Here is a 23,805-nt window from a genome sequence, read left to right as displayed (position 1 = left end):
GGCCTTCGACTTGTCCTAACGCAAAATCCCCCGAGAATTTCTCGGGGGATTTTCCTATGTAGTGCTTTAGTTCTGAGCCGCGAGGTACTTCAGCGCGGTGCGCGTCGACTGCTCAGCTGCGTGACGCAGGACCGGATCGACATCGTCATACATCTCATCAACGAGAGTCTTGACGTCGACGTCCTCACCCAAGCGCCCACGGACCTCCTTGATCTGGTCCAGGCGGTGGTGGCGGCGGTCAATGTACTTGCGGGCAACCGCGGAGGTGTCCTCCAAGTCCGGGCCGTGGCCCGGGAAGAGCGCCACGTCCTTGCCGCGTTCTTCCAGAAGATCCAGGGTCTTCAGGTAATCAGCCAAGTCGCCATCCGTCTCAGACAGCAGCACGGTGTGGCGGCCTGCGATGGTGTCACCGGTCAGGATGCCCTCCAGGGTGGAGTTCTTCGCTTCCGCGGACCACACAAAGAAGCAGGTGGAATCTGCGGTGTGCCCCGGGGTGTGAACGACCTCAAGCTGCGGGGTGATGCCGTCGACGGTGATCACTTCTCCGTCGACAAGCGCGTCGCCTCCATTGCAGTAATTCGGATCGAAAGAGCGGATGGGAGCGCCGGTGAGCTGACGCAGGCGCTGGGCGCCTGATGCGTGATCATCGTGGCGGTGGGTAAGAAGGATCAGCGCAACCTCGCCCGCCTTCGCGGTCACGACGTTGAGATGACCTTCATCCTCCGGGCCCGGATCAACCACAATGGCGCGGGAATCTTCTCCGGCGCGGATGATCCACGTATTGGTGCCCTCCAAAGCGGTGTAACTGGGATTATCGCACAGCACGACACCGACGGACTGGCTCACGGGACGCAGTTGGCTATATGCAGGATGCTCCATGGTTCTAACCCTATCCGATTACTCAGCGATTTCTACGATGACTTCGATCTCAACGGGGGAATCTTTCGGTAGGACCGTTACCCCCACCGCAGAACGCGCGTGGATTCCGGCATCTCCGAAGACCTCACCCAAGAAGTCGGAAGCACCATTGATGACCGCAGCTTGCTCAGTAAAGGAGGGGTCCGAAGCCACGAATCCAACCACCTTCACCACGCGGGTTACGTGATCAAGGCCTACGAGACCATCGATTGCAGCCAAAGCGTTTAGCGCCGCCGTGCGCGCCAATTCCTGTGCCTTGTCGAGGCTCACCTCTGCGCCGACCTTGCCGGAAGCCGACAATTCACCGCCCACGACGGGCAGCTGGCCAGAGGTCCACACCTGGTTTCCCACGCGGGTAGCTGGGATATAGGACGCGAGGGGGACAGCGACAGAAGGCAGCTCGACGCCGAGCTCTTCGAGGCGGGCAAGCGCACCCATTAGGACTCCTCCACAGGACGCTTGAAATAGGCGACAACATTCTCCGGGTTCATACCCGGGGTGATGGTGACGAGCTCCCAGCCGTCCTCACCCCAGGAATCGAGGATTTGTTTCGTCGCGTGCGTAAGAACCGGCGCAGTGGCATATTCCCATTTAGTCATGGGCTCAATGCTACTAAATACCGATGAGTTCGCCACCCTCAGCGAGGTAATGGGCCCAGCTCGTGATGTGCGGGTTCTTGCGCAGAAGGGCGCGGCGCTGACGCTCCGTGAGGCCGCCCCACACGCCGAACTCCACGCGATTATCAAGCGCATCCGCGCGGCACTCATTGAGCACCGGGCAATGGCGGCAGATTACTGCAGCTTTACGCTGCTCAGCTCCTCGTACAAAGAGTGCATCGGGATCACCGTTGCGGCACTTAGCTTGGGTAACCCACTCACCACGCTCTGTGGTTAACGAGGCATTCTTTACCATTGCGGACCGTCCTGCACCTTTGACACTGACTGCCATGGCTAGGTAACTCCTTCCAAGCTCACCCCCGTCGAGCTCAAAGATCATGAATAACCCTCTACCCGACGGAATATTATGTACCCTTGGTAAGTCTATTCACAGACCGGTATACCTGTCTAACAGGTCACACTTTAGGGGGGTCTCCCGGATATCCTCCTAAACCACTAGTGTGTGGAGGGTGACTGTGATCAAATCCCTGGGAAAGCTCGTCCTGTCCACAGCACTGGTCGGCATCCTCATCGCGCTGGCCATCGCCCCCGTCGCTGGCGTCAGCGGTGTCGCCGTGGCCAGGACCAATGAGACGATGCAATCAGACGTCCAGGATCTCACCAACGGTGATACCCCCGGCGTGAGCACCATCTTGGATGCCAAGGGCAACCCCCTTGCGTATATCTATGAGCAGCGCCGCCATCCAGTGAAACCGGATGAGATCTCGGACGCCATGAAGAAGGCAGTGGTGGCTATCGAGGACCGCCGTTTCTATGAGCACGAGGGCGTCGACTTGCAGGGCAATGTCCGTGCGTTGTGGACCAACCTGGTTGCGGGCGGTGTCTCCCAGGGCGCATCCACGCTTGACCAGCAGTACGTAAAGAACTACCTCCTTTTGGTCAACGCGACTACCGACGAAGAACGTCAGGCCGCGACCGAACAATCCGTGGCCCGTAAGCTGCGCGAAATGCGCATGGCTACGGACATCGATGCCCGGCTCTCCAAGGATGAGATCCTCACCAACTATCTCAACCTCGTCCCCTTTGGAAACCACTCCTTCGGCGTTGAGGCCGCTAGCCGCACCTACTTCGGAACCGATGCCGCGCACCTCACCGTGCCGCAGGCTGCGATGCTCGCCGGCATGGTGCAATCCTCGGAATACCTCAACCCCTATACCAACGAAGAAGGCGTAACTGAGCGCCGCAACGTGGTACTCCAAGCCATGGTTGATAACGGCTCCCTTTCCCAGGAGGACGCCGACGCCTTTTCCCAGCAGCCACTCGGCGTGTTGGACAGCCCTGCAACCCTGGCTAACGGCTGCATCGGCGCGGGCGATCGCGGCTTCTTCTGCGACTATGTGCTGGAATACCTCAACGAAAAAGGCATCGACCGCGAGCACCTTGCGCGTGGCGGTCTGACCGTTAAGACCACGCTTGACCCCGACGTCCAAGACCAAGCGCTCAACGCAGTGCGAAGCAACACCGCCCCGGATGCGGCGGGCGTGGCGGAGGTCATGAACGTTATCAAGCCGGGCACCGATTCCCGCAAGGTCCTAGCCATGGTGTCGTCGCGCACCTATGGGCTCGACCTGAACAACAATGAAACCCTTCTGCCCCAGCCCAATTCTTTGGTGGGCAACGGCGCAGGCTCCGTGTTCAAACTCTTTACCGCCGCGGCCGCCCTGGAGGCGGGCTACGGCATCAAGGACAAGCTGGCCGTGCCCAATCGCTACGAAGCGGAAGGCCTGGGATACGGCGGCGCAGCTAACTGCCCGCCCAACAAGTACTGCGTGGAAAACTCCGGCAGCTACGCCTCCACGATGACCATGCAGGACACGCTGGCCTACTCCCCCAACACCCCCTTCATCCAACTCACCGAGCAACTTGGCGTCGAGCGCCTGGTCGACATCGCCGTCAAGCTCGGCCTGCGTTCTTATGAAGAACCCGGCAGCTACGACGGCGAGTCCTCCATCGCCGACCACATTAAAGACTCCAACCTCGGCTCCTTCACGCTCGGCCCGACAGCAGTGAATGCACTGGAGCTGTCTAACGTGGGCGCGACGGTGGCGTCGCAAGGCATGTGGTGCGAGCCCAACCCCATCGAGGAAGTCACGGACTCCCACGGCAACGAGGTCTACCTCAAACACACGCCGTGCGAACGCGCAGTGGACAAGGAAGTGGCAAAGGCGCTGGAAAACAACATGACCGCCGATACCGAAAAGGGAACCGCCTCCGACTCGGCACGCGCTGCCGGCTTCAGCGGCCAGGCCGCCGCCAAGACCGGTACCACCGAGTCCAACCAGTCCTCGGCTTTCCTTGGATTCAACTCGGCAGTCGCTGCCGCACCGTACATCTACAACGACGGGACCACCACGAGCCCGCTGTGCACCGGCCCGGTACGCCAGTGCCCCAGCGGCAACCTCTTCGGCGGCAAGGAGCCGGCGGCAACCTTCTACACCATGGCCGCGCGCGTCCCCGAAGCACAGAAAGGCACGGTGCCCGATTACGACCGGGCCTACGACTCCGGCAAGGTTTCGCCGCTTATCGACGGCGTGAAGGGCAAGTCCGAAAGCCAAGCCCGTTCCGCGCTGGAGAAAGCCGGATACAAGGTCAGGACCACCGAGGTCCCCGCGCCCGGCGTGGGCTACGGCAAGGTAGTTCGCGTCATCACCGGTCCATCCGGCGCGAAGAAGGGCGCGGAGGTCACGCTCCAGCTTTCCGACGGCTCCGCGAGCGACTCCTCCGATTCTGCGAGCACGAGCCCAGTAGCCTGGGACTCCAACTCGGGCTCCCCGTCCGCACCGAGCGGCGGCGAGCCGGGAGGCGGCCAGTCCGACCCACTATTCACTCAAGAAGACGTTGACCGCTTCACGAATGATGTGCGGAGCTTCTTCGGGCTCTAGCGCATTAGTTCAGGGCGGCCTTCACGGCCGTGGACAGGCGCTTGCCGTCCGCGCGTCCGGCAGCCTTGGCGGTGGCCACCTTCATGACGTTACCCATCTGCTTGATGGTCGCCGGCTCACCGGAGTCCTTCTCAACCTCGGCGATGGATTCTTTAACAAGGGCGTTCAGGGAGTCGTCGTCAAGCTGCTCCGGCTGGTAGGCCTCGAAGAAGGGGACGTCGACAAGCTCCGCCTCCGCCAACTCCGGGCGGCCATTCTCCGCGTAAACCTCTGCGGACTCGCGGCGCTTTTTAATCTCACGGGCGATGACCTTGAGGATGTCCTCATCGGTGATCTCGTGGCGAGAACCGGAAGTTTCCTCCGCCTGGATGGCAGACAGCAGAGAACGGATGGCGCTCGTACGGGCCTTGTCCTTGGACTTCATCGAGGTCTTAAGGTCAGCGCGGATAGTTTCTTTCAACTCACTCATGCCCTTCAATCTACGCCAGCCAGCCAGGTAGTGTGGTGAGGGTGAAGATTTTCCCTGTCCTTGGCGGACTCGCCGCCGCCGGCCTGGGCACTGCCGCATGGGCGCACTCAGAGCTCACCAAGTTCGAGCTCAAGGAGTACACCCTGCCGCTGCTGGAGCCCGGCACGCTGCGCGAGGAGTCCGAGTTCCGCATCCTGCACGTGTCCGACCTCCACATGATTCCGGGCCAGCGCGCCAAAATCGAGTGGGTCTCAGGCCTCGACGCCCTCGACCCGCACCTGGTGATCAATACCGGTGACAATCTTTCCGACGAGCGCGGTGTCCCCGAGGTCCTCCGCGCGCTTGGCCCGCTGCTGAGCCGCCCAGGGATGTTCTGCTTTGGCACCAATGATTACTGGGCGCCGCGCATCCCGAATCCCTTCAACTACCTGATTGGGAAGAAGAACGAGCCCTCTTATGTGAACCTGCCGTGGAAGGGTATGCGCGCGGCCTTCCTTGAGCACGGCTGGCACGATGCCAACCAGGCCCGCGTGGAGTTCAAGGTGGGCGATGTTCGCTTGGCTGCCGCCGGTGTGGACGACCCACACCATGATCTGGATGACTACTCGGAAATCGCCGGCGCCCCGAACGAGGATGCCGACCTCTCCTTGGCGCTGCTGCACTCCCCGGAGCCCCGCGTCCTGGAGAAATTCGCCGCCGACGGCTACCAGCTGTCCCTGTCTGGACACACGCACGGCGGCCAGCTCTGCCTGCCTTTCAAGGTGGCGGGCTCGCGCTCCATCGTGACCAACTGCGGCATCGATCGCGCCCGCGCCCAGGGCCTGCACCTGTTCGGAGAGATGTACATGCATGTCTCCAACGGGTTGGGCACCTCGAAGTTCGTTCCCTTCCGGGTGTTCTGCCGCCCGTCGGCCACGCTTCTGCGTATCACTGAGAAGGCCGCCTAGGGATACCCCCTCCACGCTGCCGTTTTGTCCTTTCAGACCGGGGTGAGTTACAGTATTCCGGTACCGCTTAGAGCGAGACACCGGGATATGGCGCAGCTTGGTAGCGCGCTTCGTTCGGGACGAAGAGGTCGCAGGTTCAAATCCTGTTATCCCGACCATTAAACCCGCAGGAAACTGCGGGTTCTTTTTCGTTTTCACCTCTAAAAGAGGGGTTAAGGGAGAAGCGTAAACAACGTGACGCGCTGCACCCCATCGACCGGGACATACCGCGTCCGAGTTTTCTTCCCTGACCAACATCGTGACCGAAGCCAATGAGATTGGTAAGTTCGGCTAGCTCTGCAAACATGACCAGGTTTATTCTTCGTACTGAGAGCGCACCGCACCAGGACCAAGACGAACAGTGCAGCAGTTGAAGCACCGGGTCACAGTTAGGTCAGCCTAGACCTCCTCAGGGCAAATGCCGAGGGCACATCCCCCTCTTCCGCGATTGAAGGTACCGCATCAGTAGAAAGCCACCAATTGCCGACGCGTAAATACACATATATACTCACAGAAGTACGCCAGGCGTTGAGCCGCGAGGCAAGAATACCCCGGGCAACAACTCCGAGAGCCGATGCTTAGCATCGGCTCTCGTGCCATTTTCCGGAGTCACGGAGTTCAATTTGCTGCTCGCATACCTTGACGAAATTGGTTCCCCTGGGGCCTTTGTCCATCCTTCACACAAGAAGTTCTCTGATAGCCCCGCTTTTGGTTATGGCGGCTTTGTAATTCCCGAAGATAATGCTCGGCAATTTGGCGCCTTCTTCGCGGAACGAAAGAAGCAATTCTTCCAAAATGATATTCCAGACAACGTCGATCCTGGTCGATGGGAAAGAAAAGGCGCAGATTTACTGTTCGCCAAGGCATACGATGAACGTCCCCAAAATTTAAGACTGCTTGGAAGTCTGATTTCCAAACTTAGGCAATTGAATGGAAACCTTTTCTACTATGCTGAAGAAAAGCCAATAGGCACTCCCAAAGAGACTAACTGTGGTCCAAATGAATTTCGCCAGCGAGAAGAAACCTCAATGAGGGAATCCTTAAATAGGCTGGCGAATCATGCACATTCGTTAGACCAATCGATGCTCGTGCTAATGGATCAAATCAATGAAAAATCCCGAATCCAGCGCTTACCTGTGATGTACGCCCATATTCTGGGTCGAGCTACCGAGCATAAGGAAATGCGGCGATTAATTGAACCGCCCATGCACATCGACAGTAAACTCTCTTCTAATATCCAGTTTGCTGATTGGGTATGCGCTTTAGTAAAACGAGCTGTCGAATATCAACTAGTAGAAGATTCTCGCTATTCATGGATCCCCTTTGCGAGTCAGTTATCGGCTGCGCGAGGAGCTTTCACCTATGAATCGAAACTCCACCTATGCGGGCGATCCATCTCAGATCTCCACCATTCAGAGATTATCTATGCCGAGAGGCCAGTTATCGACTTCCTAAATGTGAGTCAGGAAAACCGGGAAAAACTAGAACGGGTCAGGAAAGCCACACTCAGGTAAATGCATGGTTGCCACAAATCTCCTGCAGGAAGCCAATTCCCTGTGAGAGGTTTTGCCAACGGGAACCAAGCAGTAGGCAGCTTCGAGTTCTCTTGCGTTTCACGGTTAAGGGCTTTTAACCAGCCCTAGAAGCTCGAAGATCCACCCGAACCGGAAAAGCCCGAGCTAAACCCGCTGTTGACGCCGCCGCTGCTGGAGGAGCTATCGCGCGCGGTGGTGGCATCGCTGTCCCAGGTGCTCACAACGTAGAAGGGCACGTAGCCGTGGTAGCCGGAACCGGCGAAGAAGTTGGAGTCATAGATGCGCGTGCGCTCCGGGCGCTCGTCGGCCTCGTTGCGCTTCTGCAGCTGCGCCTGCAGGTGCTCAGAGAGTAGCGCGGTGCGGTCCAAGAGCTCCAAGTAGCGTTCCATGAACTGCGGGTGATTAGGCTCGTTGGAGAGTGCAACGGCGGCACTTTCCAGCTCCTTGGCGTGACGCTCAAGCGCCGAGTCGATATCCGCCGCCAAGTAGCCTGCCTGGGCCAGGTCTTTACCCAACTCGTAAAGCTCGAAGCGGCGGGCATCGGCATCAGCGTCTTCGATGCGGCGCAGCTTTTCAATGTTGACTTCGGCGGTTTCCACGCGCTCACACAGCTCGCGCGCGTGGGCGATGGGCTCAGCATGCGAGCGGAACTGTTCATCCGGTGCATCGGCCGGAATCGACATCAGGGATCCCACCTGGGCATCGATGGCGAGGAAGTCATCGCGCAGGCCCTCCCAGTCCTCACGCAAACGCTCATCCACCAGACCCGATTGCAGCGAGTGCGCCCGGATATCGATCTCCCTCAGACGCTGTGCCACACCGGTATAGGTCTGCGATACGTAGTCCCAGTCCTCGCGCGCCTGCTGCGCCTTCTTCTGCCGGCTGCGACGAGTACCGCCGACGATGCCTGCGCCCGCGCCACCGACGCCCAGGCTCGCCGCCCCGAGGCCAATGGCCGCTCCAATGCGCCCATCTTTCGCGCTCTCGTACTGGGCATCCGCAGCACGGTCCACATCGATCGCCGCCGCCGCGCCAGCAAAAAGGCCAGCAGGAATGTTGCCATCCCGCACGCCCGGCTTAATGGCTTCGATGGACTGCTCCAAATGGCTGTCATCTTTGCGCAGCTTCATCGGCCCGGACACGTCCTCACCCGCAAAGACGAAGGCCTGGCGCGGGTCGAGTCCCACGCCGACGAAGACCTGGCCATCGGCGAACTTATCCTTGCCGATGAGCTCCGGGTGATTATCGCGCAGGTACTCCTCCACGGAGTCGTTAACGTTTTCTTTGTTCTTGGCAAAGACCATGTAGTGCAGCCCCTGGACCACGTCGGGGGCGGCGATCCGGGAGACATCGCTAAGCATGCGCTCTTCTTCCTCCTGGGTAAGCACATCGTCCGGGTCCATGATGTCAGCCTGCACCTCACGCTGTGCGGGCTGGATGACATAGTCGGAGCGCTCGGGCTCATCGAAGGCCGCCAAGCTCGCACCCGCGCCGATTCCCCCGAGCAACAGACCACCCACCAGCGCCGCACCGATAATGGCCCCAACAGAGGTCACTTTGGGGCCGCGGCTGGCAGCGAAAGGTTTGATATCGCGGGAGTCGGTCACGGTGTTTCTCCAATTCCTGAGCAGTCGGTGCCGCCAACTTTACCCCCACAATTGGAAACGACGCGGTGCCCCTACAGCAGCCGCGTCGCCCCTATTCCCTATCACTCACAACGGATTGGAGAAACCGTTTGCCTACCCCCTAAGTAGGCTTTGTGAGCGACTTTCACTCTAGCACTCTTTCTATTCACAGCGGTAGCAAAATCTGGAAAACCGAGTAACATATCGTGGCACTTCTGCGATGTGTCGGACGCAGGGCCGTGAGCTAGGCTTTTTCCTTTTCGGCCCGCCCTGCAGGTGCCCCCACGAGCACGAAGGCCGCAATGGTGATTACCCCCAAAATGGCCAGAGCAGTCCACAACTGTGGGGACTGCCCGCCATTACCTGCCACGGTGATGGCGGAGGTGGCCCACTGCATGGGGAAGAGATGCACGAGCGCGCTCATCGCAGCGTTGAGATCGGTGCCGGTCGACGCCGCCTTCCACGCCCAGCCCACGATGCCAACCTGCGCCACGGCGAGCACGCTGCCCAGGACCCAGCCGCCAGCGCCAAGGCCGCGCGCAAGCGCGAACACAATGCTTGCCGACGCCACCCCGGCCCCCGCCGCCGCGAGCCCCGCCCAGGCCACCGCGGCTGCGGTCACGCCAGTAGCCAGGAGGGCCACGAGCAAGCCGACGACGACGCCAATCAGCACTGCCCCGCCGAGGAGCGTGAGGATTCGGTGCTCCACGCGCGTCAGGAGAACACCAATAACGCCGCCTCCCAGAACGGCGATAGCCGCGAGGAGCATAGCGACAATGGGGCTCAGCAGCTGGGCGGGTTCGCTGCCGCCCTCGGCAGGCCCGGCGACGGTCGGCATCGCACGCTGCGCGCCCTGCACCTTGGTCCGGTTCTGCTTGGCCATGCCATCGACCTTTTCCGCACCGGCAACGAGCTGGTCCACGCCCTTCAAGGCTTCATCGACCTTCGCGTTGAGCTCACCGATACCGGCATTGAGCTGCTTCGCTCCCTCGGTGGCTTGGTAGACGCCATCGTGGTAGGCGTAACCGCTGACGGACAGTTGATTAGAAAGGTCGCGCGAACCATCTTTGAGTTGCGTCAATTGATCCTGAACGGACTGGTCGAATTGGAAGTTCTCCACCTGGCCGCGCAGATCACCGAGCTGCGAGCGGATATTCTTTGCCTCCGCCGAGTTGTTTCCTTCTAGGTCCTTTAAGGTGCCGTCGATTGCCTGCAGGAGCTGTCCGCGAACCACGCCGAGGCCCACGACTTGGTCAACGGCCCCGCCGACGCCGTCGGCCAGCTCGGTGGCACCGTTGCCCAGCTGGGCGGTGCCGGACTGCAGCTGCACGAGCCCGTCATACAGCTCTTGCGAGCCGCCGGCCAGCTTGTCTACTCCACCGCCGAGCTCACCGGCGCCATCCTGCAGCTCCCCTGTGCCGTCAGCGAGCTGCTTCGTGCCGTTGGCCAAAAAGCCGGCTTGGGCATTGGCTTCCGAGAGGGCACGGGAGACGTCGTAAAGCTCAGCCGGATCAATGGTGCCATCACTGGGAGCCCCGGCCTGTTCCTGCGACCAGGTTTCGGCCGGCTGCCACTCGGACACGGCGGCGACGATCGCACCGACAATGAGCGGCACGATGAGCACGAGGGTGAGAATAAGAGCGCGGGTGCCAACCTTCCGGTTGGCGTCAGCAGGACTGGCTAGGCGTGAGGTCATGTAAAAGAAACTATCGTTCACGCTGGGAAAAAGCGGTCAGGCGCGCGGAAAAGCCCCGCCAGTACCGTGTTCTTCGGTCACTAGCGGGGCCTGTGTTAGTGCACTCGCGCTAAAGGATTACTTCTTCTCCGCGAAGAGCTCGCGCACGCGCTTGCCCAGCTGCGGGGAGACAGCATCCCAGTAGGCGTAGACGCGCTCCTCGGTCTCCGGGGACACGCCAGCCATAGCGTTGGTGATGTTGTCTGCGAGGCGCTCCTTGGCACCGTCGTCGTAGACGTTCTCGTACAGGTCAGTGGCCTGAACGGTGTCATTATCCTCGGCGTGGCGGACGTAGGGCGCACGAACCAAGTCGATGCCGGCCGGATCCGGGTTCACGTAGAGGTCCGGAGCGGTGGTGGTCTCCTGCTCCTTGAAGCGCAGGTTCTCATCGCCGTCCATGTAGCCGCCGCCCTTGGCGTGGCGGTTCGGCGAGTAGACCGGATCCTCCGGGGCATTGAACAGGTACTGCATCGAGCCCTCGTGCTCGTAGGTGTTGACCTGGTTAAGCGGCTGGTTCACCGGCAGCTGCTTGTAGTTCGGTCCGATGCGGTAGCGCTGCTGGTCGGCGTACGCGAAGACGCGTGCCTGCAGCATCTTATCCGGGGACAGGCCAATGCCCGGGACGATGTTGGACGGATCCAGGGCAACCTGCTCAATCTGCGCGAAGAAGTTACGCGGGTTGCGGTTGAGCACGAAGTATCCGACATCCACCAGCGGGTAGTCCTTCTTGGACCAGGTCTTGGTGAGGTCGAACGGGTTGAAGCGGTATTCCTCGGCCTCTGCCACCGGCATGATCTGAACCTTGACGTCCCAGACCGGGAAGTTGCCTTCCTCGATGGCGTTGTAGAGGTCTTCGCGGTGGTAGTCCGCGTTCTTGCCGGCCATCTCAGTCGCCTCGGCGTCGGTGAAGTTCTCCACGCCCTGGCGGGTCTTGAAGTGGTACTTCACCCAGAAGGCGTCACCGGACTCGTTGACCCACTGGAAGGTGTGGGAGCCGTAGCCGTTCTGGTGGCGGGTGGTCTTCGGGGTACCGCGGTCACCCATGAGGTAGGTGACCTGGTGGGTGGTCTCCGGGTTACGGGTCCAGAAATCCCACTGCATGTCAGCATCGCGCAAACCATTAGCGCCCAGACGCTTCTGGGAGTGAATAAAGTCCGGAAACTTAATACCGTCACGCAGGAAGAACACCGGGGTGTTGTTGCCCACGATGTCGTAGTTGCCGTCCTCGGTGTAGAAACGCAGCGCGAAGCCGTGGACATCACGCCAGGTATCCGGGGAGCCCTGCTCGCCGGCGACGGTGGAGAAGCGGCCCATCATCGGGGTCACGGTGCCCTTCTGGAAGAGCTTGGCCTTGGTGTAAGCGGATACGTCCTCGGTAACGTGCAGCTCGCCGAAGGCACCGTGGCCCTTAGCGTGCGGGGTGCGCTCCGGCACGCGCTCGCGGTTGAAGTGTGCGAGCTTCTCAATAAGGTGGATGTCATTGAGCACGACCGGGCCGTTTTCGCCAGCAGTGATGCTGGTGTTTTCCGTTGCAATCGGCTGACCGGAAGGGCGGGTGGTGTTCTCGCCGCCCGGGGCGCGCTGGCCCTTATCCAGAACCTTGTCTGCAACGAACTCGTTTGAAGCGTTAGTCATGGGGTTAATGCCTCCTACAGTTGTTGATAATTTGTGATTCGTTATCAATCTCGGACCTTTCATAGCCTACCCATTAAAAATGACCTACGCAACAGATTTTTTCTCAAATGTAGACGCCCACAGAGGAGCCCCAGCGGTTCCCGAGGCCCACGCCCCCGACTGGTAAATTATGGGAGGTGAAACGACACTCCGAGCGCGACGATGCGCGCGTCACCGATCTCGCCCTCAAGGCGGGCCGCGGCGACCGCGCAGCCCTCACGGAGTTCATCAAGTCCACCCAAGATGATGTCTGGCGCCTGCTCGCCCACCTCGGCGGCCCAGATATCGCGGACGACCTCACCCAAGAAACCTACTTGCGCGTCATCGGCGCGCTCCCCCGCTTTGCTGCCCGTTCTTCAGCACGCACGTGGCTGCTCTCCCTCGCTCGCCGCGTGTGGGTGGACAACATCCGCCACGACATGGCCCGCCCGCGCAAGTCCGCCACCGAGTATGAGGACGCCGCCGCCCTTGCCGCGACCCCGGAAAGCTCGGGCACGTGGAGCGAGTGGATCGACGCCCGCGCGCTGATCGACGCCCTCCCAGAAGACCGCCGCGAAGCCCTCATCCTGACCCAAGTCTTGGGCTACACCTATGAGGAGGCCGCGAAAATCGCCGGGGTTCGTGTGGGCACAATTCGCTCCCGCGTCGCCCGCGCCCGCAAGGACCTCATCGACCAGCGCGGATAATCGTTATCGAGCCGTTATAAATGGGCGTCGGGAGTCACAGCACCTGCGCAGACGTGCGGCAACTGACAGGTCCTGGCGGCCCGTCCGGCGCCAGCTCAGTGAGAAATCGTAGTGTCAGCTGGAAAATACCTATCGACCACACCTAATCTTTTTCGAGGCACACGTGATAAATCGATAGTCGAACCGGGCCCGCGAGGCTTTCCCGATTGCCCGCACCACACCTTGGGTTGTGATGACATTCCCCGGCGCGTGTGAGATTGAGAGACCTCTTTACCTTATGTGGAAACGCGCAGTGGCCATTTCCATGGCCTTCATTGGTGTCGTCGTCGGCGCCGGCTTTGCCTCCGGACAGGAAGCAATCCAGTACTTCGTGGCTTTCGGAAACATGGGACTGTGGGGTGTACTCCTCGCCTCCGCCCTCATGATCATTACTGGTGTAGCCATTTTGCAGCTCGGCTCCTACTTCCAAGCGGACGAGCACACGGCCGTCTACGACAAGATTAGTGGCCCCATCGTCTCCCGAGTGCTGGACTGGGGCACCCTAGCCACGTTGTTCTCCATCGGCTTCGTCATGTTCGCCGGTGGCGGTTCCACCCTCAACCAGCAGTTCGAGAGCGTCCCCGTCTGGGTAGGCGGCGCCATTATGCTCGTTCTGGTGCTCCTGGTGGGCCTCCTCGACGTGGACAAGGTGAGCTCCGTTATCGGTGCGATTACCCCCTTCATCATTATCTTCGTCGTCCTGGCCACCGGCTACACCATCATCGTGACCGATGTTGACTGGTCCAGCGCCAATGACTTCGCGGTCAACGACGTCGAAAGCCCTCTGAGCAACTGGTGGCTGGCCGCGTTGAACTACACCGGTCTGAATGTCATGTGCGCGGTGTCTATGTCCATCGTCATCGGCGGCAACATCCTGGATAACCGCGCAGTGGGCGTTGGTGGCCTCATCGGCGGCTTCTTCTACCTGCTCCTGCTCGCCCTGCTCGTGGTCTCCCTCTACATGGTGGCGCCGGACGTATACCATCAGGATCTTCCGGTGCTCACGTTGATCAACAACGTGAACCCGATCCTGGGTTACTTCATGACCTTCATCATCTACGGCATGGTCTTTAACACCGCCATCGGCATGTTCTATGCCATGGGCAAACGCCTAACCCGCAAGAAGCCGAAGCTCTTCTACCCCGTCTACGCGGGCGCCTGTGTCGTGGGCTTTATCCTTTCCTTCGTCGGCTTCAAGCAACTAGTATCCAGCGTTTACCCGATTCTGGGTTGGATTGGCCTGCTCATGATTGCAGTCATGGTCATCAGCTGGATTACCCAGCGTGACAAGATCACCTCCGAGTCTGACCGCCGCGTGCGCGCCCGCACCTTGGTCAAGCGCCGCCTCGACCCGCGCGAGCACTTCACCAAGAAGAACGAGCGCGAACTGCGTAAGCTTGCCGCTGCCTCCAACATGAAAACGGAGGAGTTCGTCGAAGTCGTCGCCGAGGAAATCCACGAGGAACTCGAAGCCGACGATGAGATTGAATACGACCGCGAAGATCCAGACCCCTCCGTGACCTTCGTGGAGCACACCAAGCCCGAGGTCCCGAAGGACTAGCGTTTCCCGCATGTGTAGCGGGCCGCGCGTCCCGCTATACATAAAAGCGAATAAAAGAAGTCCGCCCCAGAATTCACTCTGGCGGCGGACTTCTTTTATTGAGGAGAACAGTGCGGCACTGTCGTGCGCCACACGCTAGACCAGCAACTCCGCAATCTGAATAGCGTTGAGCGCTGCGCCCTTGCGCAGGTTATCGCCAGACACGACGAAGACGAGGCCCTTGTTGTCCTCGACCGTCTGGTCCTGGCGGATGCGCCCGACCAAGGAAAGGTCGATGCCGGCTGCCGCCAGGGGCGTCGGCACATCGACGACCTTGACACCCGGCGCGGCCGAGAGCACCTCGCGGGCCTGCTCCGGGGTAATCGGCTTCTCAAACTCCGCGTGTACGACCATGGTGTGGCCAGTAAACACCGGGATGCGCACGCACGTGCCGGACACCTTCAGCTCTGAGATGCCCAGAATCTTGCGGGACTCGTTGCGCAGCTTCTGTTCCTCGTCGGTCTCTTCGGTTCCGTCATCCACGAGGTTGCCCGCCAACGGCAGCGCGTTATACGCAATCGGAGCGACATAGGGGCCCAAATCCTCCTCGGAGACCTCAAGCGCAGAGCCGTCGTGGACGAGCTCAACGTTGCGGTCACCGATTGAGGCCACCTGCTTGACCAAGGTTTCCACGCCGGCCAATCCGGAACCGGACACGGCCTGGTAGGAGGCGACGCGCATGGTGGTGAGACCGGCGGCGTCGTGAAGCGCCTTCGTCACCGGCATGATCGCCATGGTTGTGCAGTTCGGGTTGGCGATGATGCCCTTGGTGACGTTGTCCTTATCCTGCGGGTTCACCTCTGACACGATGAGCGGCACGTCCGGATCCCGGCGCCACGCAGAAGAGTTATCCACCACGGTGGCGCCGGCCTCGGCGAAGAGCGGTGCGTACTGCTTGGACGTCGAACCGCCGGAGGAGAACACGGCGATGTCGATTCCTGCAAGGCTCTCCACAGTCTGCTCTGCCAAATCTTCCACGACGACCTTGTCCTCGCGGAAGGTGAGCTCCTGGCCTGCTGAGCGTGCGGAGGCAAAGAAGCGGACCGTATCGGCCGGGAAGTTGCGCTCCTCCAAGAGGGTGCGCATCACGCGGCCAACCTGCCCGGTAGCGCCTACAACTGCAACAGTGGTCATGACCTTTACTCCTTAATTTTTAGCGTCCGGTACCAGCATAAACGGTGGCCTCTTCCTCGCCACCCAGCTGGAACTTATCGTGCAGGGCCACGGCGGCCTTCTCCAGATCGGCCTCGCGGGTAAGCACGGAAATTCGGATTTCGGAGGTTGAAATGAGCTCCATGTTGACCCCGGCGTCACGCAATGCCTCCGTGAAATCTGCGGTAACGCCCGGGTGGGACTTCATGCCGGCACCGACGAGGGAGACCTTGCCCACCTGGTCGTCGTAAAGCACGTTGGTCCAGTGCCCCTCCTCCTTGAGCTTGGCCAGGATCTCCATGGCCTTTGGGCCATCCGCGCGCGGGCAGGTGAAGGTGATGTCGGTGGTACCGGAGTCCAGCGAGGAGACGTTTTGCAGGACCATGTCGATGTTGATCTCGGCGTCCGCGATGGCGCGGAACAACTTGGCCGCCTCACCCGGGCGGTCCGGTATGCCCAGGACGGTGACCTTAGCCTCGGAACGGTCGGTTGCGATACCAGTAAGTACTGCTTCTTCCACGGGGATATCCTCCATTGAACCGGCGATGAGCGTGCCGGGGTCGTTTGAATAAGATGAGCGGACTCGAAGGGGAACGTTGAACGCGCGGGCGTACTCGACACTGCGCAGGACCAGAATCTTGGAGCCCACAGCTGCCATCTCCAGCATCTCCTCGAAGGACAGCTGGTCGAGTTTCTGGGCGTTGTGGACGATGCGTGGGTCGGCGGTATAAACGCCGTCGACATCGGAGTAAATCTCACACACATCGGCCTTGAGCGCTGCCGCCAGCGCCACCGCGGTGGTGTCCGAGCCGCCGCGGCCGAGGGTGGTCACATCACGCGATTCCTTGTTCACGCCCTGGAAACCCGCAACGATGCAGATCCGGCCTTTCTCCAAGGCTTCGGTTAGACGGCCCGGGGTGACGTCGACGATGCGGGCGTTTCCGTGGCGCTCGGTGGTGAGCACGCCGGCCTGGGAACCAGTGAAGGACTGAGCCTTGGCACCAAGGGACTCCACGGCCATGGCAACGAGTGCGTTGGAGATGCGCTCGCCGGCGGTCAACAGCATGTCCATCTCACGCTGCGGCGGGACGGGGTTGACCTGCGCTGCAAGATCAAGCAGGTTATCGGTGGTATCTCCCATGGCGGAGCACACAACAACGACGTCGTTGCCCTGCTTCTTCGTCGCCACAATGCGCTCCGCCACCGCGCGAATGCGCTCTGCGCTTTCGAGGGAGGATCCCCCGTATTTCTGTACGACTAGGGCCACTGACGGTCCCACCTTTCCTGTTTGTGAGGGCCATTACCTGTTCACCGCCCAATACCTATAGACCGGCAGTCAACTCCTTTAGACTACCGCCCTTTGGTTCCCATCGAAACACGTGCTGGATATTAATTCCAGGTAGGGTAGAAACGATGCTTTCAAACCTGGTTGCCATTACTTTTGCACTGGCCTCCGCGCTAGTCGTGGCCTGGGGCACAGTCATACGCCACCGCATCGTGTTGGACGCTAGCTCCAGGAGCGTCATGCGCACCGCTATTCGGACTCCCTTGTGGTGGGTGGGGACCAGCGCCGCCGTTATTGCCTACGCGCTACAGCTCGTCGCTCTCCACTTCGGCACGCTGCTCATCGTGCAGCCAATCCTCATCCTGTCCCTCATGTTCACGCTGCCGCTCGCCGCCTGGTATTCCCGGCGGCCGATGCCGGCACGGGAGGTGTTCTGGTGCCTCACGCTGACCATCGCGGTGAGCATCATGGTGGTCTATGGGCGCCCCACCGCAGGCTTGACGACGCCCACCTGGTCCCAATGGTGGCCCGCCTTCGCCCTCGGCGCGCTTGCCCTCACCGCTCTGTTCGTGGCGGCCTATAACCGGCCGGAGGAGTCCGCCCTAGCGCTCGGGAGCGCGTGCGGCATCCTGTATGGCTACGTGGCGCTCGTAGCCAAGGCAGTGGTGGACGTCCTCTCCCACGAGGGCATCACAGCCTTGCTGGCCAGCTGGGAGCTGTACGTGCTCATTGGGCTGGCGGCTGCCGGAACGGTGATCCAGCAATATTCCTTCCACGCTGGCGCGCTTGCGCACTCTTTGCCTGCGATGACCATCATGGAGCCCATCGTGGCCTTCGGTTTGGGCTACTGGGTCTTGGGCGAAAAATTCCAGGTCAGTAGCGTTGCGGGTTGGTGCGTGATGGGGGTTTCGCTCATCATCATGATCGTTGCCACAATCGTCCTATCCCGCGTGCCGGTCAACCCGGGAAGCGCTCAGCGCGCGGAGCAAAGCCCGCGCTAGGACTAGCTTCCGCGCTAGATGGCCCACTCAAAGACCACCAGCATATAAGCGGAGAACCACGCCGACCACAGGACCCAGGCGCTACATGCGAGCCAGAGCTCGCGGGGTCGCAGCGCCTCAGCCGCGCGCACGGCCCAGGGAAGCGCCAAGATAATCGCGGGTAGGAGGAGGCGGGGACGCGAGTGCATGATGCCGTCGGAAAGCAGCACATTCGCACACAGCGCGGCACTAAACCACCACGCCACCGGATTCAGCCTTCCCCACGCCGCCACCAGCAGCACGGGGACGCCCAGGATCACCAGAACGCTAAGCAGGTAGCCCACATCGTTCTTCTCCGTCAGGACTTCCCATACGAACCGTACGGTGGCAGCACCCCAGTCGAAGGTGGAATGCCAGTGCTCGGTCTGGATGCCAAAGTAGCCGCCGGCTTCTGCGAGGTAGCGCTGCGCCCACAATAAATACGCTGGCAGCGGAAGTGCCGCCACGATGAGGCTGAGCCAGGCCTGCCACGAGCGCCGCCCATAGATGAGCACCCACAAGGCAAAGACAGCAAGGAAGTCCACGGAGGTCAGCCGCACAAACGATAAGGCAAAACCGAACGCCGCCGCGCGCCACCAGGCGCGATCATCCAGCGCGACGAGCCCCCACACCAGGAGGGCCCCGAAGAGGGCTTCGGTATAAGGCATCGAGAACACGATGGACATCGGAGCGCTGCTCACCACGATGGCAGCGGCGCATTGCCCACGGCGCCCCGCCCCCAAGCGCTGCGCCAAGACCATAACGCCGGCGGCCATGGCCACGGTGAGGAGGGTGTTAACGATGAGCGCGGCTACCTCGAGGCTGATCCCGGTCCATCCCAGGACCCGCAACAGCATGGGAAAGCCCGGGAAGAAGGCCATTGTCGTCTCATAGACAGGGCCATCAGTGTGGATATCCGCGTCAAAATATCCCACCCGAGCAATTTCCAGGTAGTACTTGGAATCCCAAGACGTGAGCTGATCCCACAGCTCCTGGTCATTGACGGCGGCGATGACGTTCAGAACGGCAATGCGCACCGCGGTTCCAACAACCGCGACCAACGTGGCGAGCGACACCAGTGACAGCGCCCTGTGCGTGCCAGCAGGGGAGGCATCTGCCGCGCGCCCGCTATCCGCCGTGGGCTCTTCCCCCGGATCCTGAGTAGTCTTCGTCGAGTTTTCTTCATGCACGCCACATCATCCTAGCCACCCACATCACACATCCCAATATGTGAAATCGGTTGCCATAGAATGAGAAGGGCTGTAGTGTGGCTCACATGACTTTGCGGCACACTCTCCTCCTTAGTAGCCGCGGCGGGTTTTAGGTTTCTAGCTTCACGGCCAGCGCCCCGCCGCGGAGCGCGGTGATGCCAACACACCGCAGCTGGCCGTCCCCCACGATTCACGCCGAAGCTGCGCACCATAAATAGCGCAGCACAGTAAAACGCCTTTGGCCCCAGACCCATAGGCCCCAGACAAGGAAGAGAACAACCACCATGTCCCCCAACGATTCTTTCATCTCCGCTCCCCGCGAAATCACCACCCCGGCTGGCCCGCGCAACGAAAACCAGCCCGCGTGGAACAAGCAGCGCGGTTCCTCGATGCCAGTAAACCGCTACCAGAGCTTCGCCGAAGAGGTAGAACCGGTCTCGCTGCCTGACCGCACGTGGCCAGACAAGAAAATCACCGTGGCGCCACAGTGGTGCGCCGTGGACCTGCGCGACGGCAACCAGGCTCTCATCGATCCAATGAGCCCTGAGCGCAAGCACCGCATGTTCGATCTGCTGGTCAAGATGGGCTACAAGGAGATTGAGGTAGGCTTCCCGTCCGCCTCCCAGACGGATTTCAACTTTGTTCGCGAAATCATCGAGGGCAATAAGATCCCGGATGACGTCACCATCCAAGTCCTGGTCCAGGCCCGTGAGCACCTGATCCGCCGTACTTTTGAGGCTTGCCAGGGCGCCAAGAACGTCATCGTTCACTTCTACAATTCCACCTCGAAGCTGCAGCGCCGCGTGGTCTTCCGCAAGGACCGCCCGGCCATTAAGAAGCTGGCCACGGACGCCGCGGAGCTCATCAAGGGCATTGCCAAGGATTACCCCGATACCAACTGGCGCTGGGAGTACTCGCCGGAATCCTTTACGGGCACCGAACTGGACTTCGCCGTCGAGGTCTGCGATGCCGTTGTTGACATCATGGAGGCAACTCCGGAGAACCCCATGATCATCAACCTGCCCTCCACGGTGGAGATGATCAGCCCCAACGTCTACGCCGACCAGATCGAGTGGATGCACCGCAATTTTGCGAAGCGAGACTCCATCATCATGTCGCTGCACCCGCACAATGACCGCGGCGAGGGAATCGCCGCCGCCGAGCTGGGTTACATGGCCGGGGCGGACCGCATCGAAGGCTGCCTGTTTGGCAACGGTGAGCGCACCGGCAACGTGGACATCATTACCCTGGGCCTGAACATGCTGACCCAGGGCGTGGACCCGCAGATTGACTTCTCCGATCTGCCTAAGATCCGCGAGACGGTGGAGTATTGCAACCAGCTGCGCGTGCCGGAGCGTCACCCCTACGGCGGCGAGCTGGTATTTACCGCCTTCTCCGGTTCACACCAGGATGCCATCAACAAGGGCCTGGACGCCCTGGCGCAGGAGGTGCGCCCAGGCGCGAACAACACCGAGGTGTCGTGGGAAGAACTGCAGGAAACCACCTGGGAAGTTCCCTACCTGCCCATCGATCCGAAGGACGTCGGCCGCGATTACCAGGCGGTCATCCGCGTCAACTCGCAGTCCGGCAAGGGCGGCGTAGCCTACATCATGAAGACCGATCATGGCATCAATATGCCGCGCGCCATGCAAGCGGAGTTCTCCTCCGTCGTGCAGGCGGTGACCGACGCCGAAGGTGGCGAAGTCAACTCCAAGAACATGTGGGATATCTTTGCCAACGAGTTCTTAGAGCGCACCTCCCCGCTGGAGCTCGTCACCTTCCAAGTTGATAACTCAACCACGGAGGATGAAGACGCCAAGGTCACCGCAACCATCGTCTTTAACGGCGAGAAGCGCATTGTCTCCGGCATGGGTAACGGCCCCATCGCCGCATACGCCAACGCGCTGGAAGACGTCGGGATCGACTTCGAGGTCATCGACTATTCCCAGCAGTCCCGTACGGCCGGCGACGATGCCGAAGCCGCCTGCTACATCGCCGCCGAAGTCAATGGCGCACAAGTGTGGGGTGCCGGCATCGCCGGATCCACCACCCGTGCGTCCATCAACGCCATTACTTCAGCGGTCAATCGCGCGGACTAATCCGCCGCCACGGCACAGGGCGACGCAAGGAGGAGGCGAGCTGGTCCGCGCGCCTCCTCCTCGCTAAAGCTACTGACCGTAACATCGCGCTGGCTACACATTGTTGTAGGCCAGCACGGAGAGCTATAGAATAAATACGCGACACAATTGCACAAAGGCATTGAATACCTTGTGCACCCAATAAGAATTTCAGCCCGAACTTCGGCATTCCCTACTGCGCTCAGTTTTGCAACTGCGCGCATTTGTTGCAGTTCGGCAGGCGAAGGCGAACACTATGACGGTCACTAACTACGTGGTCCCCCACTCTGGGTTTGGTGAACCTCGCCGCCTCACGGTTGACGCCGTTAACCCGGAGATGTTCCTGCAACTGCTCTCCCTGGCGGATAACAACCACCTCAACGTCACCCTGTGTGGGCACTCAAGCTCCGGCTTCCGCGTCCGGTATGAAGATGACATCGTTGGCGTCATCCCCGCTTCCCAATCCGCCGATTACACGGAATTGGATTGGATCATTAGCGCGGGTTTGACCCCACAGGCCACTGCAGAAATTTCGCTCCGCGAGGACGCGGTGGAAGAAACCGTTCCGGTATTCGAGGTTCTCCTCCCGGAGCCAGGCCTGTGCGTCCCGATCAATGTTCCCCCGGCTCAGCGATGGGGCATGCTCGACGGCGACCGCGCCCTTCGCATCACTGACTTTTCGGCTCCCACCCGTTCCCTGCCGAAGCACCCTGCGCATCTACTCGTACGCTTGACCAACAGCCGGCGCTTCTTCCGCCGCGCCATCGAGATTCATCTCGATGACAAGCTCATCGCCACCGTTCCGCGCGATCAGGCCACGTGGCTGAGCGATACCATCGCTGGATTCAAGCACGAGGGTCTCATTGCCATTGCGCGCGCCTACTTCACACCGGATGATAAATCCCCAGCCCTGACCGTCTACTCCGAAGAAGGAACACCAGACGCTCACGTCGCCGTGGGGGCCGCCGGCGTCATCGCTGCCGCCGCTGGCGCGGTTGCCGCGACGGCCACAAACACCGATAGGGCTCATGCAGCAACCGCTCCGGTAGGCGGGTTCCAGGCAACGGGCACGGCACACACCGCAAGTTCCGCTGCCACACAGGGCGCACAAGTCCTCTCCTTGAAATCCTTCGGGACCGCCGCAACAGTTGGCTCAAAGATCGCCGCTGCTAGTACTGGTGTCAAGCTGGTGTGCGCGGCAAGCGTTGCCGTCATCATCGGCGGAACCGCTAGCTTCGTATCCTCTGTGCACGCACTTCACTCCGCCCCCAATCAGGTTGCTGACTCGGCTTTAGAGGAGCACACCACTTCGCTCCTTGCCCCCAGCCCGGCCAATAATGCAGAAGCTGACGCCGCGCTTTCCAGCGAAGCTGACGCAACCGAGGACACGGCTGCAGGCGCCCACCGCCCCGATAACCAGGGGCGCTCGGTAGCACCACGCGTCCTCGACCGAACCACTTCCTCGACTCCGGTGGAGCCGACAGAACTGTCTGAGCCGACGGAGCCGATTAAGCTGGCTGAGCCCACGCAACGTGCAGAGCTCGTCACGCCCGAGGAGGCAATCCCTTCCCCGCGCAACACGCACCACGCTGAAGTCACACCGCCAGCACCGCGGGAAACCGAAGCCGCAGAAGAGTCCACGTCGCGCACGTCACGACCCCGCCAGGAGGATTCCACCTCCACCACCACAACTACGAGCGCACCTAGCTCCACGCGGAGCGTGCCGACGTCATCGCCTTCAGCGACCCCAACTTCTTCGACGACACCGACCTCATCAACTTCGGCGTCGAAGACGACTGCTACGACGAAGCCAACGTCCCGCACCACCACACCTGTCAGCACTCCGCCCACGACTAAGCCAGCGGAGTCGACTACTCCTGCGCCGACGACCTCCAAGCCCGCTGCCTCCACGACTGCTACGCCAACCACGACAAAGACTCAGCAGCCCAAGCCGAGCACCTCGTCTCAACCAAGCACCACGACTAAGCCCAGCACCTCGTCTAAGCCGAGCACTTCGCCCAAGCCGAGCACCACACCTAAGCCCAGCACCACGCCGAAGCCGGAACAGACTTCTGAGCCCACACCGGACCGCACTCCTGAGCCGAGCCGTGAGCCCGAACCGACTCCCGAGCCCACGCCAGACCACGACGGCTGGGTCATCATCATCGAGACCGACTAGTCCGCAACACGCCCTG

At 60.9% G+C, this 23,805-nt stretch carries 19 protein-coding genes and 1 tRNA gene; 9 read left to right on the top strand and 11 right to left on the bottom strand.

Annotation, left to right across the window (positions count from 1 at the left end):
- Positions 1 to 66: 66 nt before the first annotated feature.
- The 4 genes from M5J06_RS03775 to M5J06_RS03760 are packed head-to-tail and all read right to left on the bottom strand — an operon-like array spanning position 67 to position 1,866.
- Entirely contained in the window at positions 67 to 879 is an 813-nt protein-coding gene (locus M5J06_RS03775; protein ID WP_070524074.1) for an MBL fold metallo-hydrolase, read from the bottom strand.
- A gap of 18 nt (positions 880 to 897) precedes the next feature.
- Positions 898 to 1,356, bottom strand: coding sequence for a RidA family protein (locus M5J06_RS03770; protein ID WP_070533774.1), 459 nt, complete (start codon positions 1,354 to 1,356; stop codon positions 898 to 900).
- Complete coding sequence (sp36, locus tag M5J06_RS03765; protein ID WP_154737218.1) at positions 1,356 to 1,517, bottom strand: Sp36 family protein; 162 nt, start codon at positions 1,515 to 1,517, stop codon at positions 1,356 to 1,358. The genes M5J06_RS03770 and sp36 overlap by 1 nt, the downstream gene beginning before the upstream one ends.
- 13 nt (positions 1,518 to 1,530) lie before the next feature.
- Positions 1,531 to 1,866 (bottom strand): WhiB family transcriptional regulator, encoded by a 336-nt coding sequence (locus M5J06_RS03760; RefSeq protein WP_180952135.1) that lies wholly within the window; start codon positions 1,864 to 1,866, stop codon positions 1,531 to 1,533.
- A gap of 178 nt (positions 1,867 to 2,044) precedes the next feature.
- Here M5J06_RS03760 and M5J06_RS03755 point away from each other — a divergent pair, with 178 nt between their 5' ends.
- Positions 2,045 to 4,477: a transglycosylase domain-containing protein gene (locus M5J06_RS03755; RefSeq protein WP_246818390.1), complete on the top strand. Its 2,433-nt coding sequence runs from the start codon at positions 2,045 to 2,047 to the stop codon at positions 4,475 to 4,477.
- A 4-nt stretch (positions 4,478 to 4,481) separates the two neighbouring features.
- Here M5J06_RS03755 and M5J06_RS03750 read toward each other — a convergent pair whose 3' ends face one another.
- Positions 4,482 to 4,946 carry a GatB/YqeY domain-containing protein gene (locus tag M5J06_RS03750; RefSeq protein ID WP_070533780.1) on the bottom strand — a complete coding sequence of 155 codons (465 nt, stop codon included), beginning with the start codon at positions 4,944 to 4,946 and terminating at the stop codon, positions 4,482 to 4,484.
- Positions 4,947 to 4,987: 41 nt separating this feature from the next.
- Here M5J06_RS03750 and M5J06_RS03745 point away from each other — a divergent pair, with 41 nt between their 5' ends.
- From M5J06_RS03745 to M5J06_RS03735, 3 genes are all read left to right on the top strand, one after another.
- Positions 4,988 to 5,893, top strand: a complete 906-nt coding sequence (locus M5J06_RS03745) for a metallophosphoesterase (RefSeq protein WP_070533782.1) — start codon at positions 4,988 to 4,990, stop codon at positions 5,891 to 5,893.
- 81 nt (positions 5,894 to 5,974) lie between these two features.
- A tRNA-Pro gene (locus M5J06_RS03740) sits at positions 5,975 to 6,051 on the top strand.
- Positions 6,052 to 6,555: 504 nt separating this feature from the next.
- Positions 6,556 to 7,446, top strand: coding sequence for a DUF3800 domain-containing protein (locus tag M5J06_RS03735; protein ID WP_070524119.1), 891 nt, complete (start codon positions 6,556 to 6,558; stop codon positions 7,444 to 7,446).
- Between the two features lie 125 nt (positions 7,447 to 7,571).
- Here the strand turns inward: M5J06_RS03735 and M5J06_RS03730 are convergent, their stop codons facing one another.
- The 3 genes from M5J06_RS03730 to M5J06_RS03720 all read right to left on the bottom strand — a co-directional run bounded on the left by M5J06_RS03730 (position 7,572) and on the right by M5J06_RS03720 (position 12,462).
- The gene (locus M5J06_RS03730) at positions 7,572 to 9,074 is read right to left on the bottom strand and encodes a DUF5129 domain-containing protein (RefSeq protein WP_250224004.1); all 1,503 of its coding nucleotides are present in this window, start codon (positions 9,072 to 9,074) and stop codon (positions 7,572 to 7,574) included.
- Positions 9,075 to 9,336: 262 nt separating this feature from the next.
- On the bottom strand, positions 9,337 to 10,788 hold the full coding sequence (locus tag M5J06_RS03725; protein WP_250224003.1) for a hypothetical protein: 1,452 nt from the start codon (positions 10,786 to 10,788) through the stop codon (positions 9,337 to 9,339).
- 117 nt (positions 10,789 to 10,905) lie between these two features.
- Positions 10,906 to 12,462, bottom strand: coding sequence for a catalase (locus tag M5J06_RS03720; protein WP_070533789.1), 1,557 nt, complete (start codon positions 12,460 to 12,462; stop codon positions 10,906 to 10,908).
- 176 nt (positions 12,463 to 12,638) lie between these two features.
- On the opposite strand from M5J06_RS03720, the gene M5J06_RS03715 reads away from it, so the two are divergent.
- Positions 12,639 to 13,187 carry an RNA polymerase sigma factor gene (locus M5J06_RS03715; protein WP_070524053.1) on the top strand — a complete coding sequence of 183 codons (549 nt, stop codon included), beginning with the start codon at positions 12,639 to 12,641 and terminating at the stop codon, positions 13,185 to 13,187.
- A 277-nt stretch (positions 13,188 to 13,464) separates the two neighbouring features.
- Positions 13,465 to 14,787: a YkvI family membrane protein gene (locus M5J06_RS03710; RefSeq protein ID WP_250224002.1), complete on the top strand. Its 1,323-nt coding sequence runs from the start codon at positions 13,465 to 13,467 to the stop codon at positions 14,785 to 14,787.
- A 135-nt stretch (positions 14,788 to 14,922) separates the two neighbouring features.
- On the opposite strand, the gene M5J06_RS03705 is transcribed toward M5J06_RS03710, so the two are convergent.
- Together M5J06_RS03705 and M5J06_RS03700 are read right to left on the bottom strand one after the other, a co-directional pair.
- Complete coding sequence (locus M5J06_RS03705) at positions 14,923 to 15,960, bottom strand: aspartate-semialdehyde dehydrogenase (protein ID WP_250224001.1); 1,038 nt, start codon at positions 15,958 to 15,960, stop codon at positions 14,923 to 14,925.
- 19 nt (positions 15,961 to 15,979) lie between these two features.
- On the bottom strand, positions 15,980 to 17,245 hold the full coding sequence (locus M5J06_RS03700; RefSeq protein ID WP_070533793.1) for an aspartate kinase: 1,266 nt from the start codon (positions 17,243 to 17,245) through the stop codon (positions 15,980 to 15,982).
- A 146-nt stretch (positions 17,246 to 17,391) separates the two neighbouring features.
- On the opposite strand from M5J06_RS03700, the gene M5J06_RS03695 reads away from it, so the two are divergent.
- A complete protein-coding gene (locus M5J06_RS03695; protein ID WP_070561342.1) occupies positions 17,392 to 18,264 on the top strand; it encodes a DMT family transporter in 873 nt (290 codons plus the stop codon).
- A 14-nt stretch (positions 18,265 to 18,278) separates the two neighbouring features.
- Here the strand turns inward: M5J06_RS03695 and M5J06_RS03690 are convergent, their stop codons facing one another.
- Entirely contained in the window at positions 18,279 to 19,472 is a 1,194-nt protein-coding gene (locus M5J06_RS03690) for a mannosyltransferase family protein (RefSeq protein ID WP_070624622.1), read from the bottom strand.
- Between the two features lie 305 nt (positions 19,473 to 19,777).
- Here M5J06_RS03690 and leuA point away from each other — a divergent pair, with 305 nt between their 5' ends.
- On the top strand, positions 19,778 to 21,592 hold the full coding sequence (leuA, locus tag M5J06_RS03685; RefSeq protein WP_070683134.1) for a 2-isopropylmalate synthase: 1,815 nt from the start codon (positions 19,778 to 19,780) through the stop codon (positions 21,590 to 21,592).
- Positions 21,593 to 21,866: 274 nt separating this feature from the next.
- The gene (locus M5J06_RS03680) at positions 21,867 to 23,789 is read left to right on the top strand and encodes a hypothetical protein (protein WP_250224000.1); all 1,923 of its coding nucleotides are present in this window, start codon (positions 21,867 to 21,869) and stop codon (positions 23,787 to 23,789) included.
- The last annotated feature ends 16 nt before the right edge of the window (positions 23,790 to 23,805 follow it).

It is taken from the genome of Corynebacterium intestinale, from assembly GCF_023574125.1.
In the GTDB taxonomy this organism is placed as follows: domain Bacteria; phylum Actinomycetota; class Actinomycetes; order Mycobacteriales; family Mycobacteriaceae; genus Corynebacterium; species Corynebacterium hesseae.
Note: the sequence above shows the minus strand (reverse complement) of the source record. Positions and strands in the feature narration are given on the sequence as shown.

Excerpts from the sequence above, each read along its gene's own strand:
- M5J06_RS03695 (WP_070561342.1), top strand. The coding sequence starts at position 17,392 with ATGCTTTCAAACCTGGTTGCCATTACTTTTGCACTGGCCTCCGCGCTA.
- M5J06_RS03750 (WP_070533780.1), bottom strand. The coding sequence starts at position 4,946 with ATGAGTGAGTTGAAAGAAACTATCCGCGCTGACCTTAAGACCTCGATG.
- leuA (WP_070683134.1), top strand. The coding sequence starts at position 19,778 with ATGTCCCCCAACGATTCTTTCATCTCCGCTCCCCGCGAAATCACCACC.
- M5J06_RS03725 (WP_250224003.1), bottom strand. The coding sequence starts at position 10,788 with ATGACCTCACGCCTAGCCAGTCCTGCTGACGCCAACCGGAAGGTTGGC.
- M5J06_RS03770 (WP_070533774.1), bottom strand. The coding sequence starts at position 1,356 with ATGGGTGCGCTTGCCCGCCTCGAAGAGCTCGGCGTCGAGCTGCCTTCT.
- M5J06_RS03775 (WP_070524074.1), bottom strand. The coding sequence starts at position 879 with ATGGAGCATCCTGCATATAGCCAACTGCGTCCCGTGAGCCAGTCCGTC.
- M5J06_RS03710 (WP_250224002.1), top strand. The coding sequence starts at position 13,465 with ATGTGGAAACGCGCAGTGGCCATTTCCATGGCCTTCATTGGTGTCGTC.
- sp36 (WP_154737218.1), bottom strand. The coding sequence starts at position 1,517 with ATGACTAAATGGGAATATGCCACTGCGCCGGTTCTTACGCACGCGACG.
- M5J06_RS03680 (WP_250224000.1), top strand. The coding sequence starts at position 21,867 with ATGACGGTCACTAACTACGTGGTCCCCCACTCTGGGTTTGGTGAACCT.
- M5J06_RS03720 (WP_070533789.1), bottom strand. The coding sequence starts at position 12,462 with ATGACTAACGCTTCAAACGAGTTCGTTGCAGACAAGGTTCTGGATAAG.
- M5J06_RS03760 (WP_180952135.1), bottom strand. The coding sequence starts at position 1,866 with ATGGCAGTCAGTGTCAAAGGTGCAGGACGGTCCGCAATGGTAAAGAAT.
- M5J06_RS03705 (WP_250224001.1), bottom strand. The coding sequence starts at position 15,960 with ATGACCACTGTTGCAGTTGTAGGCGCTACCGGGCAGGTTGGCCGCGTG.